At 59.3% G+C, this 17831-nt stretch carries 15 protein-coding genes and 2 pseudogenes; 10 read left to right on the plus strand and 7 right to left on the minus strand.

The window, feature by feature from the left end:
* A partial coding sequence (locus PMI22_RS14505; RefSeq protein WP_007945989.1) for a retention module-containing protein occupies positions 1 to 1789 on the minus strand: 1789 nt, incomplete at its 3' end.
* Between the two features lie 593 nt (positions 1790 to 2382).
* Between PMI22_RS14505 and PMI22_RS14500 the strand changes: the two genes are divergently transcribed.
* Genes PMI22_RS14500 through PMI22_RS14490 form a run of 3 tightly spaced genes read left to right on the plus strand, consistent with a single transcriptional unit; the run spans position 2383 to position 7295 of the window.
* Positions 2383 to 3741: a TolC family outer membrane protein gene (locus PMI22_RS14500; protein ID WP_007945991.1), complete on the plus strand. Its 1359-nt coding sequence runs from the start codon at positions 2383 to 2385 to the stop codon at positions 3739 to 3741.
* Between the two features lie 18 nt (positions 3742 to 3759).
* Positions 3760 to 5919, plus strand: coding sequence for a type I secretion system permease/ATPase (locus PMI22_RS14495; RefSeq protein ID WP_007945992.1), 2160 nt, complete (start codon positions 3760 to 3762; stop codon positions 5917 to 5919).
* A gap of 8 nt (positions 5920 to 5927) precedes the next feature.
* Positions 5928 to 7295 carry an HlyD family type I secretion periplasmic adaptor subunit gene (locus PMI22_RS14490; RefSeq protein ID WP_007945993.1) on the plus strand — a complete coding sequence of 456 codons (1368 nt, stop codon included), beginning with the start codon at positions 5928 to 5930 and terminating at the stop codon, positions 7293 to 7295.
* Between the two features lie 113 nt (positions 7296 to 7408).
* On the opposite strand, the gene PMI22_RS14485 is transcribed toward PMI22_RS14490, so the two are convergent.
* Positions 7409 to 8002 carry a tRNA-uridine aminocarboxypropyltransferase gene (locus PMI22_RS14485; protein ID WP_007945994.1) on the minus strand — a complete coding sequence of 198 codons (594 nt, stop codon included), beginning with the start codon at positions 8000 to 8002 and terminating at the stop codon, positions 7409 to 7411.
* 3 nt (positions 8003 to 8005) lie between these two features.
* On the minus strand, positions 8006 to 8899 hold the full coding sequence (locus PMI22_RS14480) for a LysR family transcriptional regulator (RefSeq protein WP_007945995.1): 894 nt from the start codon (positions 8897 to 8899) through the stop codon (positions 8006 to 8008).
* A 372-nt stretch (positions 8900 to 9271) separates the two neighbouring features.
* Here PMI22_RS14480 and speB point away from each other — a divergent pair, with 372 nt between their 5' ends.
* The 4 genes from speB (at position 9272) to PMI22_RS14460 (ending at position 12998) form a co-directional block, all read left to right on the plus strand.
* Positions 9272 to 10222, plus strand: a complete 951-nt coding sequence (gene speB, locus PMI22_RS14475) for an agmatinase (RefSeq protein ID WP_007945996.1) — start codon at positions 9272 to 9274, stop codon at positions 10220 to 10222.
* A 231-nt stretch (positions 10223 to 10453) separates the two neighbouring features.
* Positions 10454 to 11833, plus strand: coding sequence for a sodium:solute symporter (locus PMI22_RS14470; protein ID WP_007945999.1), 1380 nt, complete (start codon positions 10454 to 10456; stop codon positions 11831 to 11833).
* A gap of 136 nt (positions 11834 to 11969) precedes the next feature.
* On the plus strand, positions 11970 to 12695 hold the full coding sequence (locus PMI22_RS14465; protein ID WP_007946000.1) for an MBL fold metallo-hydrolase: 726 nt from the start codon (positions 11970 to 11972) through the stop codon (positions 12693 to 12695).
* Positions 12696 to 12746: 51 nt separating this feature from the next.
* A complete protein-coding gene (locus PMI22_RS14460) occupies positions 12747 to 12998 on the plus strand; it encodes a hypothetical protein (RefSeq protein ID WP_007946001.1) in 252 nt (83 codons plus the stop codon).
* A 217-nt stretch (positions 12999 to 13215) separates the two neighbouring features.
* On the opposite strand, the gene PMI22_RS32270 is transcribed toward PMI22_RS14460, so the two are convergent.
* A complete protein-coding gene (locus PMI22_RS32270) occupies positions 13216 to 13344 on the minus strand; it encodes a PA1414 family protein (protein ID WP_007914492.1) in 129 nt (42 codons plus the stop codon).
* A gap of 139 nt (positions 13345 to 13483) precedes the next feature.
* A pseudogene (locus PMI22_RS14455) lies at positions 13484 to 14047 on the minus strand (LysR substrate-binding domain-containing protein); the annotation flags it as partial.
* Here PMI22_RS14455 and PMI22_RS30575 point away from each other — a divergent pair.
* Positions 14023 to 14343 (plus strand): annotated as a pseudogene (locus PMI22_RS30575) (YbfB/YjiJ family MFS transporter); the annotation flags it as partial. The pseudogenes PMI22_RS14455 and PMI22_RS30575 overlap by 25 nt on opposite strands.
* On the opposite strand, the gene PMI22_RS14450 reads toward PMI22_RS30575, so the two are convergent.
* Both PMI22_RS14450 and PMI22_RS14445 read right to left on the minus strand, forming a co-directional pair.
* Positions 14288 to 15220 carry a DMT family transporter gene (locus PMI22_RS14450; protein WP_007946005.1) on the minus strand — a complete coding sequence of 311 codons (933 nt, stop codon included), beginning with the start codon at positions 15218 to 15220 and terminating at the stop codon, positions 14288 to 14290. The pseudogene PMI22_RS30575 and the gene PMI22_RS14450 sit on opposite strands and share 56 nt — an antisense overlap.
* A gap of 282 nt (positions 15221 to 15502) precedes the next feature.
* Positions 15503 to 16339 (minus strand): CvfB family protein, encoded by an 837-nt coding sequence (locus PMI22_RS14445; RefSeq protein ID WP_007946006.1) that lies wholly within the window; start codon positions 16337 to 16339, stop codon positions 15503 to 15505.
* A gap of 351 nt (positions 16340 to 16690) precedes the next feature.
* On the opposite strand from PMI22_RS14445, the gene PMI22_RS14440 reads away from it, so the two are divergent.
* A complete protein-coding gene (locus tag PMI22_RS14440; RefSeq protein WP_017337097.1) occupies positions 16691 to 16879 on the plus strand; it encodes a hypothetical protein in 189 nt (62 codons plus the stop codon).
* Positions 16880 to 17100: 221 nt separating this feature from the next.
* A complete protein-coding gene (locus PMI22_RS14435) occupies positions 17101 to 17817 on the plus strand; it encodes a TorF family putative porin (RefSeq protein WP_007946008.1) in 717 nt (238 codons plus the stop codon).
* Positions 17818 to 17831: the final 14 nt, after the last annotated feature.

Genomic DNA, 17831 nt, shown 5'->3' on the forward strand with positions numbered 1-17831 from the left:
TGAGGGTCAGCAGGGTTTCCGACGCAGTATTGCCGTTGCTGTCGTTCACGGCTTGCGGCAGGTCGTCGACGATGTTGACGTCGAGTGTGCCATTGGCGGTGGTGCCGTTGTCGTCGACCACGGTGACGGCGAACTGCTCCGGCAACGTGTTCGTGCCGTTGCCGGTGGGGTGGGTTTCGTTGTCGGCCAGGGTGTAGCTGTAACTGACGACGCCGGTGGTGGCGTTGAACCCGGTGATGGTCAGCGTGCTGCCCAGCGGTGTGACAACCGACTGAGGAAAACCAGCGGCTACGCCACCCACCACCACGTTGATGCCACCCACGCTCAGGGTCTGCACGCCATCGAGGGCGGTGATGGTGAAGGTGCCGCTTTGGGTCAGTGCCGAAGCATCCGGGCTGCTGCCGTCGCCGAGATTTATTTCGGAGACGGTCAGTTCGCCACCGTTGACGTTGAGGCCGTCGAGGGTGACCGGGTCATCGTTGTTGTGGATTTGCAGCACCAGATTCGCGGTGCTGGTGTCGCCATCAGCGTCCGTCAGCGTGTAGGGAAAGGTTTCCGTGGCGCTGCCACCGCCGTGCAGGGCTTTGAAATCGGCATCGCTGGTGTTCAGGGTGTAGGTGTAAGTGCCGTTGGGATTGAGCACCAGGGTGCCGTAGGTCCCGGTGAAGGTGCCGCCAATAACCGGGCCACTGTTGGGCCCGACAGGAATGCGGTCTGCACCCTGCGTGTCGTTCGGCAACACGCTGCCGGTCAGGGTCAACAGGGTTTCCGATGCGGTATTGGCGTTGCTGTCATCGACCGCTAGGGGCACGTCGTCAGTAATATTGACATCCAGCGTGCCAGTGACGGTGTCACCGTTGCTGTCGCTGGCCACCACAGTGAGCTGCTCGATAAAAGGGGTCGCGCCGTCGCCCGCTGGATGCAGGACGCTTCCATTGAGCGTAAAGCTGTAGCTCACCACGCCAGTGACCGGGTCATACGTGATGGTCAGGGTGTTGCCCTGTGGGCTGGTGATCGACTGGGGAACGCCCGCGGCCACGCCACCGGTGATGACGTTGATGCCGCCAATGCTCAGGCTGTTCAGCCCGTCCAGCGCCGACACACTGAACGTGCCGCTCTGAGTCAACGCGACCGGATTACTCGCCGAACCGCCAGGCAAATTGGCTTCGCTGAAGGTCAACTCACCGCCCGCTACCGACAGGCCGCCGAACGTAATCGGGTTGTTGACGGGCGTTGGAGGGGGCACCACGACGGCCGGAGTGCCGTCGTCGTTCTGGATATCGGCGTTGTGCCGCTCTTCGGGAAATTCCGGGATGCCGCCAAACCCTGCCGTCGGAAAGCCAATCGTTGGATCGACACGCCCGCCCACTTCTTCCAGCATGACAAAACTGTGGCCGCCGCCCGCCACACCATTGCCCCCCGGGGTTGAGCCAGGCCCTGCCGCTGTGGCTTCAGTCGTCTGCGTCGGGTCAGCGCCCGCCGCGATAGCTTTTTGCAGTTGTTCGACATCGGTCAGCTGCACTTCGCTCGGCGTCACCGCCTCCGAGGTGCCAACGTGTGGTATCTGATGCGCAAGTAGCTGCGGCGTCATTTGCTGGTTACTGCCACGCCCGAGGGTCAGTTCCTCGCCATTTTCCAGGCGAACCGCCACCGCGCCTTCGGCCCCGGTGACCAGCTCATCACCGGCGAACAATCGATCGCCCTCGACCAACGCGCGCCGGGTGCCGTCGCTCGCAACCGCGAACACCTGACCAATGACCTTACTGACGATACCGATGAGCGTAGCCATGTGCACTTCCTCCGCTGCCAACAAGCTGTCGGCATCCTGTTTTTTTCGAAGAAGTGCCCGGGGTTTAAAAAGGTAACTGCGCGGATCGTCTGCAGGGCGGGTTTATTTGAGTAAGCCGCTGCCCTGGCGATGTGCTCGCCCAGTGTGTCACTCAACCGGAGCGTCGGCGGCAGTGCGATAAAACCCTCTGTAATCAAAGGCTTCGGGGCACACTTGCGTCGCAACTCACTTGATGAACGATGCGTAACAGTCCCGAAACAATCAAGTGACAAAAAACCGTCACCAAAAAACCGTTACGCTGCCCTCCCCTCTAGCACTTCCAAGTCCTTTGTCGATAATTGGATTGAACTTTTCAAAAAAACCTCTGCAAGCCCCTAAAGCTGACAATTCAAAGGTTTTCGGATGAAACAATGTGCTGGATTTTGCTGACGGCATAAGTTTTTTTTGGCATAAGTATTATGAAAAAACTTTCTTAGCTATTCTCTAGAATGTTCTTAGCTCTGTTGTTACAAGGGTGAAACGATTTTACCTATAAATGCCGTCAAATAATTGACGACTAATAAGCACCATCAGGAATTCAGGGAGATACACCCATGCGCGTTCTGACCCCCCTTTGCAGCGCGGTTCTGCTGGCCATTGCCTGCAATTCCAGCGCTCAAGCCATGTCGTTGACCGAGGCAATCCAAAGCACCATTGCAACCCATCCGGAACTGGCCTCGCGCGTGGACTCGCGCCTGTCTGCGGATGAGCAGGTGAAAGTTGCCAAAGGGGGCTTCTATCCATCAGTTGATCTGAGTTCCTCCTACGGTCGCGGGTACAGCGATAACACCAACACCCGGGCGTTCGGTAACCACCACACCGAAATCCTCAACTACACCACGTCGGAACTGCGCTTGCGGCAGATGCTGTTCGACGGTTTCAACACCTCGAACGAAGTTGCACGCACCAAAGACGTGGTCAATTCCCGTGCCTATTACGCACAAGGCACCGCCCAGGACCTGGCCCTGCGCACCATCGAGGTGTACCTCGAAGTGCTCAAGCACCGCGAACTGGTGACCCTGGCCAAGAACAACCTGCAAGCCCACTTGCGCGTCAATGACCAGATCGGCCTGCGCACCCAGCGTGGCGTCGGCAGCACCGCCGACTCTGATCAATCCAGCGCACGCCGGGCACTGGCGCAAAACAACCTCGACACCGCTGAAGTCAACCTGGCGGACGCCGAGTCGAACTTTTTCAGCGTCGTAGGGCGCCTGCCCGATGAGCTTGAAACACCGCCATCGACCCGCGGTGAATTGCCCGCCACTTTGCCGGATGCCCAGCAGAGCATGGTGGCCAACAACCCGTACCTGAAATCCGCCCAAGCTGACGTGCAATCGGCCGAGAGCCAGTACGAAGTCGCCAAATCGCCGTTCTACCCACGCTTCGACGCCGAAGCCGCAGTGGGCGCGAACAACAACGTGCAGGGCGATGAAGGCCACGACAACGAGTGGCGCGTGGGTGTGGTGATGAACTACAACCTGTTCCGCGGTGGCAGTGACAAGGCGCGCCTGGCTTCCGATGCGCACCTGATCAATCAATCGATGGACATCCGCAACAACGCCCTGCGCCAGCTCAACGAGAACATGAACCTGGCCTGGAACGCCATGGTCAATGCGAAGAAACAAACCCCGACCGCGCGTGAATACGCCGAAACCAGTAAACGCGTGCGCATTGCGTATCAGGACCAGTTCGGCCTGGGTCAGCGCTCACTGCTCGACTTGCTCGACAGTGAAAACGAGCTCTACAACGCCAACCGTCGCTACACCGAAGTGCGCTACACCGAGGAATATTCGATGTACCGCGTACTGGCCGGCATGGGTGAGTTGCTGAGCAAGCAACGGGTGGTGTTGCCCGCCGATGCCATCGCCTCCTCTGAAGTGAAAAGCGAAGCCCGTTTGCCTGAAATGAAGTAGCTCACTGGAGCGATCAATGTGACCAGCATGGAAACCGGCAACACCGGTGTCGATCCGCGCCTAAGCTTCGATGACCCGCTTCTGGATGGTCTGTTGATCCTCTGCAAACTCCACGGCGCGACTGTCAGCCGCGCCAGCCTGAGTGCAGGGCTCCCCCTGAACAAACAACGCTTGAGCCTGGACCTGCTGCCGCGTGCAGCGGCCCGGGCCAGCTTGCAGGCGCGTGTACTGCGCCGCGAGCTGGGGGATATTTGCGCCCTCAACCTGCCTGTAATGTTAATCCTCAACAACGGCCGCACGGCCGTCCTGCGACGCTTCGGCGATGATGGTCAGGTGCTGATCCTGCCCAGCGAAGCCGACGGCGGAGAACAATGGGTCAGCAAAGAAGAGCTGGCCGAAAATTACAGTGGCCAGGCCTTGTTTGCCCGGCCACGCCATGAACTCGAAGACTTGCGCTCGCCCCTGGTGCCGCGGGTGGAAGCCTGGTTTCGCGACACCCTGAAACTGTCCAAATGGCTGTACAGCGATGCGATTCTGGCGAGCTTTTTGATCAACCTGCTCGGGTTGATGGTGCCGCTGTTCGTGATGCAGACCTACGATCGCGTGGTTCCGAACCAGGCCACCTCGACCTTGTGGGTGCTGTCGATCGGCTTGCTGATCGGCACCGGTTTCGAACTGGTGCTGCGGGTCGTGCGCGCGCACTTGCTGGACACCGCCGGGAAGAAAACCGACGTAATCCTGTCGGCGACCTTGTTCGAGCGCATCACCGGCATGTCGATGAAAGCCCGTCCGGCGACCATCGGCGGTTTTGCCCAAAGCATTCATGACTTCCAGGGCCTGCGGGAGTTTCTCACCGCCGTCACCTTGACGAGTCTGATCGACCTGCCTTTCGCCGTGTTGATGCTGGTAGTGATCGGCTTGCTCGGCGGCTGGCTGGTGGTGATTCCGTTGCTGGCGTTTCCGATCACGATCATCTTCGCGATGGTGATCCAGGTGCGCCTGCGCGACACCGTGCAAAAAAGCCTGAGCCTGGGCGCCGAACGCCAGGCCTTGCTGATCGAAACCCTCGGTGGCCTGGAAACCCTCAAGGCCTGTAGCGCCGAGAGCGAGCGCCAGCACAAATGGGAGAGCACCCACGGCGCCCTGACACGCCTCGACAGCCACGCGCGCAACCTCTCGGCGGTAGCCACCAACGGGACCCTGTTCATCCAGCAGTTTTCCGGCATGGCGACCATCGTCGCCGGGGTCTACAGCATCATCGCCGGCAACCTCAGCGTGGGTGCGCTGGTGGCGACTTACATGCTCGGTAGCCGCGTGCTCGCGCCACTGGGGCAGATTGCCGGTTTGATCACCCGCTACCAGCAAGCGCAGCTGACCATGAAAAGTACCGATGCGCTCATGGGCCTGCCGCAGGAACGTGACGCGAAACAGCGGCCGCTGGAGCGCACACAACTGCAAGGCGCGCTCGAAGTCAGCGGCGTGACCTTCCACTACAACGGCCAGAACGCGCCGGCATTGGCCAACGTCAGCTTCAGCATGAAGCCCGGTGAACGCATCGGCATCATCGGTCGCAGTGGTTCGGGCAAAAGCACCCTGGGACGACTGCTCATGGGGTTCTATGCGCCGGAAGAAGGCCAGTTGCTGCTCGACGGCCTGGACCTGCGGCAACTGGATGTCGCGGACCTGCGCCAACAGATCGGTTACGTCGCCCATGACTTGCCGCTGCTGGCCGGCAGCCTGCGCGACAACCTGACCCTGGGCGCCCGCTACATCAGCGACTCACGGATGCTCGAAGTCGCCGAACTGACCGGCGTCACTGAATTGGCGCGCCAGCACCCTCAGGGTTTCGACCGACCTGTAGGCGAGCGCGGGCAGTTGCTGTCTGGAGGGCAACGTCAGGCGGTATTGCTGGCGCGGGCCTTGTTGCTCGACCCGCCGATCATGCTGCTCGACGAACCGACCAGCGCCATGGACAACAGCAGCGAAGACATTCTGCGGCAAAAACTCCACGGCTGGGTCCAGGGCAAAACCCTGCTGCTGGTCACTCACCGCACCTCGATGCTCAGCCTGGTGGATCGACTGGTGGTGCTGGATAACGGGCGGATCGTCGCCGACGGGCCGAAGGAAGCGGTCATCGATGCACTGCGCAAGGGCCGTGTCGGCTCTGCGGCTGTCTAGGAGCGACCATGGCCCGTTCATCATCTGACACACCAAAGGACCGGGGCTATTTCGGCAGTTTCGGTAAAACCGCCGAGAGTGAATTCATGCCGGAAACGGCCGGCGCCTCATTGCAGGATTCCCCCCGCTGGTCGCGGATCACCGTGTGGCTGGCGGCGGGGCTGATTATCAGCGCGGTGGTATGGGCCAAGTTTGCGGTGTTGCAGGAAGTCACCACGGGCGAAGGCAAGGCGATTCCATCGAGCAAGGTCCAGGTGATTCAGAACCTGGAGGGCGGCATCGTCACCGAGATCTTCGTTCGCGAAGGGCAAATGGTGAACAAGGGCGATACGTTGCTACGCCTGGATGACACGCGGTTTCTGTCGAACAAGGGGGAGAGCGAAGCGGATCGTTATGCCTTGACGGCGCAGGTTGAACGGCTGTCGGCCGAAGCGGAAGGACGCCCCTTCAAGCTGTCAGAAGAAGTGATCGCCAAGGCACCGCAAGTGGCCGAGGACGAGCGCTCGCTGTACGAACAACGCCAGCGTCGACTCGCCAGTGAGCAACGCACATTGAGCGAACAACTTCGGCAAAAAACCCAGGAACTGGCGGAATTCCGTTCCAAACAAGGGCAGTTCAGCTCCAGCCTGGCGCTACTTCAACAAGAGATGAACATGTCCACGCCACTGGTGAGTACCGGGGCGGTTTCACCGGTGGAAATCCTGCGCCTCAAACGCAGCGCGGTGGAGATACGCGGCTCGCTGAATGCGACGACGCTGGCGATTCCCCGGGCAGAAGCGGCGATCAACGAGATCAAAAGCAAGATCGACGAGTCGGAACAAACTTTCCGTTCGGAGGCGGCGAAAGAGCTGAATGAGAAACGCACCGACCTGTCGAAAATAACGGCATCGAGTATCGCCATCGATGACCGCGTGACGCGCACGACGGTGGTGTCGCCGGTTCACGGCATTATCAAAGTACTGAAGGTCAACACCATCGGCGGCGTGGTTCAGCCCGGCAGCGACATGGTGGAAATCGTGCCACTGGAAGACAACTTGCTGATCGAGGCCAAGGTGCGGCCGCAGGACGTGGCGTTCCTGCATCCGGGGCAGAAAGCGATGGTCAAGTTCAGTGCGTATGACTATACGATTTATGGCGGGCTGAGCGCCAAACTCGAATTGATCGGCGCCGACACCATTACCGATGACAAGGGCAACAGCTTCTATCTGATTCAGGTTCGCACGGATAAAAACCACCTGGGCGGGGATGTGAAACCGTTGCTGATCATTCCGGGGATGGTTGCCACGGTGGACATCATCACCGGTGAGAAAAGTGTGCTGGATTACCTGCTCAAACCGGTGTTGAAAGCCCGGACCGAGGCGATGCGCGAACGCTAACCAATGATCGTTCCCACGCTCCGCGTGGGAACGCATCCTGTGACGCTCTGCGTCATGCATGATAGGGACGCAGAGCGTCCCGGGCGGCATTCCCACGCGGAGCGTGGGAACGATCATTGCCCGTGATTTTTAAAATAGGTCTCCTGCCCCATCGCCGCAATCTGCCCCTCGATCAACGCCTCGAACGGTTTCAGCAACGGCTCAAAGGTGCTCGGCGCTTCTAGCACCTGCAACGCCTGCACAATCGCCTCCACCGTCGACAACGACCCTGGCCCCGGTGCTTTGCGCAGTCGGTATCGCGACACCCCGCCGTCCGCCAAGGTCACCCGTGGCAGCGCGGCCAACAGTGGATTGAGGTGCAGCATCTTGCGCGCCTTGCGCCAGGTGCCGTCCGGGACGACCAGCAATAGCGGCCCCTCAATTGCCGTGTACGTTTTCATCGGTTGCGCGCCCTCGCCTGGAAACAACAACCGTGCCTGATACCCCGGTTGATTCAACAGCGCCGGCAAATCCTCAAACACCTCACCGACGATCAACTCGGCATTCTTCAAGCCCAACGCTGCCAACCGCGCGGTATTCAATGCGTGATTCACTTCGCTCGGATGTTGCAACAACAACACCCGAGTGCGGCTATCGAGGCTCGGGATCAGCGGGCACAAGCAATGGGTTTGCGGGCGCAGGCAACGGGGACACTGGATTCTGGACATGGATCAAGCCTGATTCAGTTGTGCTTTGAGCAAATCGCGAAAGGTCTGGATCAGCGGTTCGCGACTGCGACCACGGCGAACGATCATCGAGAACGGCGCCTGATAACCAAAGGTCGCTGGCAGCAATACACGCAAATCGCCCTTGTCCGCCCAGGCCTGCGCATAGTGCTCCGGCAGGTAACCGATGTAGGCACCGGACAGCACAAGAATCAGCTGCGCCTCCATGCTTTCCACCGTCGCCGCGCTGTGTTTGAAACCGTGACGCGCCAATTCCGCCTGACTCCAGTAACCCCGGCCAACCATCCGTTGCTGGGTGATGACTTGCTCAGGGATACGCCGCTCGGTGAACAGCGGATGCCGGCTGCTGCAATACAGCCAGTGCTGTTCGCGGTAAAGCGGCATGTAAACCAGACCGCTCATGCGTGTGGAGAACGCACCGATGGCCAGGTCCAGGCGATTATCCTGCACGCCGAGTTGCAGTTCGTACGGACTCATTACCGAAAGGTGCAAATGCACCGCCGGGTGTTCCTGGCTGTAGGCGCCGATGGCTTCGGCGAAGGGCAAGGCCTTGTCGCTGACGGTTGAGTCGATCACGCCAAGGTTCAGCGTGCCACGCAGTTCGCCCTTGAGCGCTGCGGCGTATTGCTCGAAGCCTTCGAGCTCGCCCAACAGACGCAAGGTTTCCTGATGAAACAGCTCGCCCTTGCTGGTCAGGCTGAAACCACCCCGACCGCGATGACAGAGCACCAGGCCGAGGGCCGCTTCAAGCTGGCTCATGTAGGTGCTGATGGCCGATGTCGAGAGGTTGAGTTCTTGCTGGGCGTTGGCAAACCCTTGATGACGGACCACGCTGACGAAGATGCGCAATAGTTTCAGGTCGGGTAAAGCGTTGGCCATGAGGATCTCCAGCAAAAAAACGCAGACGATGACACCTGTAGCAGCTGCCGAGCACCGCGAGGCTGCGTTCGGTTGCGTTCGGCTGCGAAGCAGTCGTGAATTCAGGCGATGCGGTTTTCAGGAAAACCTCGCGTCCAGGTTTGACGACTGCTTCGCAGCCGAACGCAGCCTCGCTGGCTCGGCAGCTGCTACATGAGCTTTGCGAGTCTATCGCTGCGCGAACTATTAGTTTAGAAAAATCTGAACTAAGTATTTGCCCGTAGCGATTCTTCCCGGCCACTACATTTCGCAGAATCGGCTCCTAACGGTGCCTGTGTCCGTCCGGACCTGTGCAACCCACATAAATAAAACAACGACGATGAGGCCCTACCCGTGGACAAGATTCTTCACCAACCACTGGGCGGCAATGAAATGCCGCGCTTCGGCGGCATCGCCACCATGATGCGACTCCCCCATTTAGATACCGCTGCCGGCCTGGACGCTGCCTTCATTGGCGTGCCACTGGACATCGGCACCTCGCTGCGCCCCGGTACCCGTTTCGGACCTCGCGAAATCCGCGCTGAATCGGTGATGATCCGCCCGTACAACATGGCGACCGGCGCTGCTCCGTTCGATTCGCTATCGGTGGCTGACATCGGCGACGTGGCGATCAATACGTTCAACCTGCTGGACGCGGTACGGATCATCGAAGAGTCCTACCACAAAATCCTCGAACACGATGTGATCCCCCTGACTCTCGGCGGCGACCACACCATTACCCTGCCGATCCTGCGCGCCATCCATAAAAAGCACGGCAAGATCGGCCTGGTGCACATTGATGCGCACGCTGATGTGAACGATCACATGTTTGGCGAGAAAATCGCCCACGGCACCACCTTCCGCCGCGCCGTCGAAGAAGGCCTGCTGGATTGCGACCGCGTGGTGCAAATCGGCCTGCGCGCTCAGGGCTACACCGCTGACGACTTCAACTGGAGCCGTAATCAGGGCTTCCGTGTCGTTCAGGCCGAAGAGTGCTGGCACAAATCCCTGGCCCCGTTGATGGCCGAAGTTCGCGAGAAAGTCGGTGGCGGTCCGGTGTACCTGAGTTTCGACATCGACGGCATTGACCCGGCCTGGGCGCCTGGCACCGGCACCCCGGAAATCGGCGGTCTGACGACCATTCAAGCAATTGAAATCGTTCGCGGCTGCCAAGGCCTCGACCTGATCGGTTGCGATCTGGTAGAAGTCTCGCCCGCTTACGACACCACCGGCAACACCTCGCTGCTGGCCGCCAACCTGCTGTACGAAATGCTCTGCGTACTGCCGGGTGTGGTCCACCGCTGAGGATGGATTCACTCGCTAAACCGGCGTAGCGACAAGCCACCTGATTCAACGCAATACCTGTGGTCAACACACTACCTGTGGGAGCGTGCGATGCGGCGTCCCGACTTGCCCGCGATGAACGATAACGCGGTCTGCCTGACAGATCGCGGCGCTCCCATCGCGGGCAAGCCACGCTCTCACAGCGATTGATTTTCGCCTCACCATAAAAAAAACAATTGGAGACACGCCGTCATGGCTTTGGATTTATTCGTCGTACTCATCTACGCCGCCGCGATGCTGATACTCGGCTACTACGGCATGCGCAAGGCCAAGACCAACGAAGACTTTTTGGTCGCCGGTCGTAACCTCGGTCCGAGCCTGTACATGGGCACCATGGCCGCCACCGTGCTGGGCGGCGCGTCCACCGTCGGCACCGTGCGCCTGGGCTACGTCCACGGCATCTCCGGTTTCTGGCTGTGCGCGGCCCTAGGCTGCGGGATCGTCGCGCTGAACCTGTTCCTCGCCAAACCGCTGCTGAAACTGAAGATCTATACCGTTACCCAAGTGCTGGAAAAACGCTACAACCCGATGGCCCGCTCCGCGAGCGCGGCGATCATGCTGGCGTATGCGCTGATGATCGGCGTGACCTCGATCCTGGCCATCGGCACCGTACTGCAAGTGCTGTTCGACCTGCCGTTCTGGGTCTCGGTATTGGTCGGCGGCGGTGTGGTGGTGATTTACTCCGCGATCGGCGGCATGTGGTCCCTGACCCTGACCGACATCGTCCAGTTCGTGATCAAGACCGTCGGCCTGATGTTCATCCTGTTGCCCATCTGCCTGTACCGCGTCGGCGGCTGGGATGAGTTGGTGTTGAAACTGCCGGCAACCGCCTTCAGCTTCACCACGATTGGCTGGGACACCATCATCACCTACTTCATGATCTACTTCTTCGGGATCCTGATCGGCCAGGACATCTGGCAGCGTGTGTTCACCGTCAAGACCGCCAAAGTGGCACAGGTCGCCGGTACGTTCGCAGGCTTTTACTGCATCCTCTACGGACTGGCCTGCGCCCTGATCGGCATGGCTGCCCACGTGCTGATCCCGGACCTGGACAACGTCAACAACGCCTTCGCCGCCATCGTCAAACTGTCCCTGCCGGACGGTATCCGTGGCCTGGTGATCGCTGCCGCACTGGCCGCCATGATGTCTACCGCCAGCGCCGGCCTGCTCGCCGCTGCCACCACCCTGACCGAAGACATGCTGCCGAAACTGCGTGGCGGTAAACCGTCGAGCCTGCGCGTCAACCGCCTGTTCACCCTGTTGACCGGCATCGTCGTACTGGGCATCGCTCTGGTCGTGAATGACGTGATCAGCGCCCTGACCCTGGCGTACAACCTGCTGGTGGGCGGCATGCTGATCCCGCTGATGGGGGCGATTTTCTGGAAACGCGCCACCACCGCCGGCGCGATCACCAGCATGGGCATGGGCTTTGCCACTGCGCTGGTGTTCATGTTCAAGGACGGTCTGGATGCCAATACCCCTATCTATTACAGCCTCGGTGTCGGTCTGCTGAGCTTCGTGCTGGTCAGCCTGATGTCCCGTCGCCCGGCAGCCCAGGCCAGCGCCGCCTAAGCTCAACATAACAACTGATGCTTTCTTCGACGGGTGTGGCACGGGCGCGTCCTCCCTTATTTCATGCGCCGCGTTGAAATAAGGGAGGACACGCCCACTTGCCACACCCGTATTTTTCGTCTGGAGAAAAGTGTTTATGAAGATCGTCAGCCGCGATCGTTGGTTCGAGGTGAAACAGCTCAGCGACGGCATTCGCCTGATTCACGAGCCCTACATCCGGCCTTTCTATCGCTGCAACCTCTGGCACATACAGGGTCGCGACAAGGATTTGCTGTTGGACAGTGGTTCCGGGCTGGTCAGCCTGCGGGAGCAATTGCCATGGATCACCGAACGGCCGCTGGTGGCGGTAGCGAGTCATTGCCATTTCGACCACATCGCCGGGCATCACGAATTCCCTGAACGACTGGTGCACCCCGCTGAGGCGGACATCCTCGCCGCACCGGACGGCAACAACGATTTGAGCAAAGCCTTTGTCGGTGACGACATGTTCGAGGCTCATCCTGACTGCCCGTTGTGCTACGCCGAATACCGGGTCAAGGCAGCGCCCGCCACGGGCATGATTGAAGAAGGCGATGTGCTGGACCTGGGCGACCGCGTACTGCAAGTGTTGCACACACCGGGGCATTCACCGGGAGGCATCAGCCTATACGAAGCGGCGACCGAGACGCTGTTCAGTGGCGACATCATCTACGACGGCCCGCTGGTAGAAGACGCCTATCACTCCAACCTCGACGACTACGCCCGCAGCCTGCAACGCCTGCGCGAGTTGCCTGTGCACACGGTGCATGGCGGGCATTTCGGCAGTTTTTCGGGGGAGCATTTGCGCACGATGATTGACGAGTGGCAGCGCTCACACGGCTGAGGCCTGCTGTACTCAATCGCAGGGACAACCAGTCGCCCTCGAAGAACAACCATGAAAAGAGCCGCCGTTCGCCTCACCGTCCACCAGTCCATCAGTCGCGTGCTGGACGGTCGGGATGACTTCAGCGACGACGCCAGCCTGGCGGAGTTGGGATTGGATAAAGAAGACATCGAAGAGCTGATCTTCCATCTGGAGGATGAGCTGGGGGTGACGGCGTTTACGGCGGAGGAAGACCGGCTGCTCAAGACCGCCAGGACGGCGAATGATTTGAGCCGGTTTTTGATTGAGATCGGGCGGCACTGAATTTGCCCGATCTCTGGCATCTGCCTGATCTGTAGCAGCTGCCGAGCACCGCGAGGCTGCGTTCGGGGCCGTCCACATTATTCGGACGGAGCCGTCGGTGACATCAGATTTTGCCGTGTGTCAGGTAGACGCAGCATGTAGGGATTTACGGCTGCTGTGCAGCCGAACGCTGCCTCGCGGTGCTCGACAGCTGCTACATGTGCTACATGCGGCGCGACTACCGGCGGCGTTGCTGGCGTCGGCGCTGCTCGTCGTCCGTACGAATAGGCACAGGTTGCAGAGGCGGTTCGATCAAACCGAGTGCAACACCCAGATCGTGCAGCCAGTTTTGGATTTTCTCTTTCATGGTGCCCCCTTCAGGGTAGTGCCGGGCGACCGGAATTCTGAGGTCGCTTCGCACTGATAATAGTCCGAAGTCCTACGTAATGCTCATCAAAAGACGCAATGATCTGTTACTGAATTGAACAAAATGCCTGACCGGTCGTTCAAGCAATCGCCCGGACCTGAACCGGTGCCGTCGGATAGACCGTCTGCTGCTGCTCGATCCACGCGTTCAAGTTGGCCCCGATCATGCCCTTGCGCCACATCAGCCACGTCGTCGCCCTGTCAAATGGTTCCGCCAAAGGGTGCACCGCCACGTTCTCGCGGCCCGGCAGACTGGCAAGCATTGACTCCGACATCAGCGCCACGCCCGAGCCTGCAATCACACAGGCGAGCATGCCCGGATAGGATTCGATCTCCATCGCCCGGCCCATCGCAGCATGGTCATGCGCGAACCAGGCCCCCAGGCGCATCCGGTAGGAACAACCCTGGAGAAAGGTAAACACCGATCGCCCTTCTACATCCAGCGCACTGCGCACTGGCGGGTGATCGGCCTCAGTGATCAGCACCAGCCGTTCGTCGCACAACGGCACGCCGTCCAGCCCCGCGAACTCCAGCGGGCCGTCCACCAGCGCCGCATCCAGTCGACCGCTGAGCAGGCCTTCAAGCAGTTCGCCGCTGGGCCCCGATTGCACTTGCAGGTTTACCGCCGGGTAACGGCGGTGATACCCCGGGCCCCATTGCCGTCACGTCGGATCATCAGGGCATCGTTCGATTGAGTGTGATCTATGGCTTGTACGGTCTGGGCTACATCATCCCCGCCACGTTTCTCTCGCAAAAGGCCAACGCGCAGTTTCACGGGCAATGGCTGGCCACCCTGAGCAGCCATTTCAGTGGCGGCTTGCAGCCCGCCTTGATCGTTGCCGGCAGCGGATTGCTTATCGCCGGGAGCTTGTTGCTGCGTCCGGTCAGGACTGCCCGAGGGCTTTGCGCAAACGACGGCGCACCCACTGTTCAGCGCTGACGAACGTGATGCCGAGCAGCACCAGCACGGCGCCGATAACAAAGTTGAGGCTCAGTTCTTCACCCAGCAACACCACCCCGAACGTAACGCCGAACAGTGGCGTCATGAACGAGAACACCGCCAGGTTCGCCGCCAGATAACGGCGCAGCAGCCAGAACCAGATCAAGTAACTGAAGAACGACACCACCAATCCCTGGAACAGTACGCTGGTCACCGCCACTGCGGTCAGGCTGACGTGAGTGATCTGGCCGCTGAGGAACGCGATCAGCACCAGGCCGACGAAACCGACGATCAGTTGATAGAACAACGTAAGCGTCACTGGCGCTTCCGACAGGCGCGAAGCGCGCACCACCACGGTGGTTGCGCCCCAGGCAGCGCCGGCCAGTACGCCCAGCGCATCGCCCAGCAACATGCGCTGATCGAGATTGTCCCAGGACACGCCACCGGCAAACGCGATGGCGATCCCGACGAAAGCGAGAAATATCCCCAGCCACTGCAAAGGCCTTAAGCGCTCACTCGGCAGCAACCAATGCACGCCCAACGCGGTAAAAATCGGTGCGGTGTAAAGGAACACCGACATGTGCGCCGCCGTGGTCAGTTGCAAGCCTTCAGAGATGAAGAAAAACTCCAGACCAAACAGCGCACCGGCCAGCAAACCGCCGCGCCACGTGGCGCCGACCTGATCCCAGCCGCCTTTCCAGCAGATCAGCAATCCTACGAGCAATGCGGAAATGCCCGACCGCCCCACCGCCTGCATGACCGGTGCGATGTCAGGCGCCGCCCACTTGATGATCACCTGTTGTACGCCCCAGATCAGGCACAACCCGATCATCACTTGCAGGGCAAATCCGTCGGCGCTACGCCGGCTGGCGCTCACCGTGACACCTCGACAACACAATCCATGGCAGAAACTCGGCAGAATAAAAACAAAACGCAACAATCCGTAGCTGCTGGCGAAGCCTGCCTCCGTCTCTGTAGCAGCTGTCGAGCCCCAGCGAGGCTGCGTCCGGCTGCGCAGCAGTCGTAAAAAACATGCAACGCGGTGTTTCAGAAAGTCCGCGTGTACTGGGTTTAAGACTACTTCGCAGCCGGACGCAGCCTCGCTGGGGCTCGACAGCTGCTACAGCGCGTGCGTTGGCTTGAATGACCGGTTGCGAAGTCAGCTTAGTTCGATGCGATCCGCGTGAATGACGATCTGGCCATTCTTGTACAGCGCGCCAATAGCCTTCTTGAAGTTGCCCTTGCTGACGCCAAACATGCTGGTGATCACTGTCGGGTCGCTCTTGTCGCTGACCGGCAGGCTGCCGTTGTTTTCACGCAACTTGGCCAGGATCTTCGAGTTGAGGCTGGTGGCGGCTTCTTCGCCTACGGGTTGCAGGCTCAGGCTGATCTTGCCGTCGGTGCGGACTTCTTTGATAAAGCCCTTCTCTTCTTTGCCGGCACGCATGAACTTGAAGATTTCGTTCTTGTGGATCAGGCCCCAGTGCTTGTTGTTGACGATGGCCTTGAAGCCCATGTCGGTCGCTTCGGCTACCAGCAAATCCACTTCCTGGCCAGGGGTGTAGCTGGCCGGGGTCTTGTCCAGGTAGCGATCCAGGCGCGCGGTCGCGGTGATACGACGGGTATGCTTGTCGAGGTAGACATGCACGACCACATACTCACCGGCGGTCATCTGGCGTTTTTCTTCGGAGTACGGCAGCAGCAGGTCCTTCGGCAGACCCCAGTCCAGGAACACGCCGATGCTGTTGACTTCAACAACTTTCAAACTGGCGAATTCACCGACCTGAACTTTCGGCTTTTCGGTAGTTGCGATGAGTTTGTCATCGCTGTCCAGATAAATAAAAACGTTGAGCCAGTCTTCATCTTCGCTGGGAATATCTTTGGGGATATAACGATTAGGCAACAGGATTTCGCCATCCGCCCCACCGTCCAGATATAAACCGAAGTTAGTGTGTTTAACCACTTGCAAACTGTTGTAACGCCCGACTAAAGCCATTTCAAATACCCTCATTACGTGGGCGCATTCTACCCGGTTTTGCGGGCAACGTTCGCTGGCCGGCCCGGTGGTGAAAGAAAATACTCTGCAAGCCCTGATTTTCCTGGGGATCGGCTCCGGGGACCTCGCCACTCGTCAGCCCGACGTGGTGAATTCTTCACCTGCCAGCCCATTCATGAGCGGGCTCTTTTCATCAACGTTCTTAGTTAAAACAGCGGGTTAGATACATATTTCAGACAATGATCCGAGATAAATCCCAGCCCGGCGACGTGTGTTTTGAGGGGATATTAGCCAAGCAATTGTCAAGTATTTCCTGTACGATGCTTGGCCAAGTTAATTTTCTACAGGTTAATGGCCGCCATGCGTGTAAAAGCATCCAACAGCAAAGCAAAGCCAGCTCCAGCCGTTGAAACCAGCGAATCGATCAACAACCAGATCGCTGCGTTCCTCAAGTCCGGTGGTGAAATCCAGCAAATTGCCAAAGGCGTCAGCGGCCAGACGTTCGGCCCGTCCAAGCAGATCACTTTGGGCAAGAAGTAACATCCCCCGAAGATCCGCCGCGTCAACTGGTCCATAAGCGCTTTGAGCTTCGAAGCGCTTGGACTGGAACCCTCCCGCAACACCCCGACAAACTCATCAATCATTCAAAAATCGACGAACGGCCTTCGCTGCCGAGCATTCGCCGGTATGCTTGCACACGTCTAGAACAAGCGTTTCAGCAGGTTTTTCGTTCCTGCTCCTCGCTGTCAATGGAGTGACGCATGCTCAAGCCCTTTCTCATAGTGCTCTGCACATTGCTGGCATGTCCGGTCGCCAACGCGCAAATTTTCCAGCGCGAACTGGGCGACTTCGACCTCAAGCTTGGCACTACAGCCAGTCGCAGCATGGCCCAAGGGCTGGTCAAGCCTTCCAGTTCCGGTTCTTTCCATGGTGGCCTCGACCTGACCCACGACAGTGGCTTCTACGTGGGCCAATGGGCTCCCAGCATGGGGTTGAGTCCGGGCAAGAATCTTGAAGTGGATTCCTACGTGGGATTTAAACAACCTTTCGATCAAACCCTCGGGTACGAAGTAGGCATGATCCACTACAGCTATCCGAAAGTGGACACCCTCGACAGCCAGGAACTATTCGGCGGCCTGACCCTGCTCGGCAGCCGTTTTGGCGCCGCCGTCAGCAACGACCCGGACAAACTGAACCGGACACTGTTTGCCAACCTCAGTGGCAATCAACCGTTCGGTATCGGGATCAGCATGAAGTACACCACCCACCAGTTCTACACACCGGTATCGGTAGACGATGGGTATATCGGCAGTTTTACCGATTGGTCGGTGCAACTTTCCCGGCCATTCATGGGCATCGATCTGGACCTGATCTACAGTGATTCAAGTCTCAGTGGCAATAATTGCTCGGCCTATTCCGGTCACAACAGCCAATGCGACGGGCTGGTCACGCTCAAGGCTGAACACACGTTTTATTGAACAGCTGAACTGCC

It is taken from the genome of Pseudomonas sp. GM21, from assembly GCF_000282215.1.
GTDB lineage: Bacteria > Pseudomonadota > Gammaproteobacteria > Pseudomonadales > Pseudomonadaceae > Aquipseudomonas.

Coding starts and splice junctions, on each gene's coding strand:
- PMI22_RS14465 (WP_007946000.1), top strand. CDS start 11,970: ATGAAGATCGTCAGCCGCGATCGTTGGTTCGAGGTGAAACAGCTCAGC.
- PMI22_RS14440 (WP_017337097.1), top strand. CDS start 16,691: ATGGCCGCCATGCGTGTAAAAGCATCCAACAGCAAAGCAAAGCCAGCT.
- PMI22_RS14480 (WP_007945995.1), bottom strand. CDS start 8,899: ATGGCCAACGCTTTACCCGACCTGAAACTATTGCGCATCTTCGTCAGC.
- PMI22_RS14445 (WP_007946006.1), bottom strand. CDS start 16,339: ATGGCTTTAGTCGGGCGTTACAACAGTTTGCAAGTGGTTAAACACACT.
- PMI22_RS14460 (WP_007946001.1), top strand. CDS start 12,747: ATGAAAAGAGCCGCCGTTCGCCTCACCGTCCACCAGTCCATCAGTCGC.
- PMI22_RS14435 (WP_007946008.1), top strand. CDS start 17,101: ATGCTCAAGCCCTTTCTCATAGTGCTCTGCACATTGCTGGCATGTCCG.
- PMI22_RS14485 (WP_007945994.1), bottom strand. CDS start 8,002: ATGTCCAGAATCCAGTGTCCCCGTTGCCTGCGCCCGCAAACCCATTGC.
- PMI22_RS32270 (WP_007914492.1), bottom strand. CDS start 13,344: ATGAAAGAGAAAATCCAAAACTGGCTGCACGATCTGGGTGTTGCACTC.
- PMI22_RS14490 (WP_007945993.1), top strand. CDS start 5,928: ATGGCCCGTTCATCATCTGACACACCAAAGGACCGGGGCTATTTCGGC.
- PMI22_RS14470 (WP_007945999.1), top strand. CDS start 10,454: ATGGCTTTGGATTTATTCGTCGTACTCATCTACGCCGCCGCGATGCTG.
- PMI22_RS14500 (WP_007945991.1), top strand. CDS start 2,383: ATGCGCGTTCTGACCCCCCTTTGCAGCGCGGTTCTGCTGGCCATTGCC.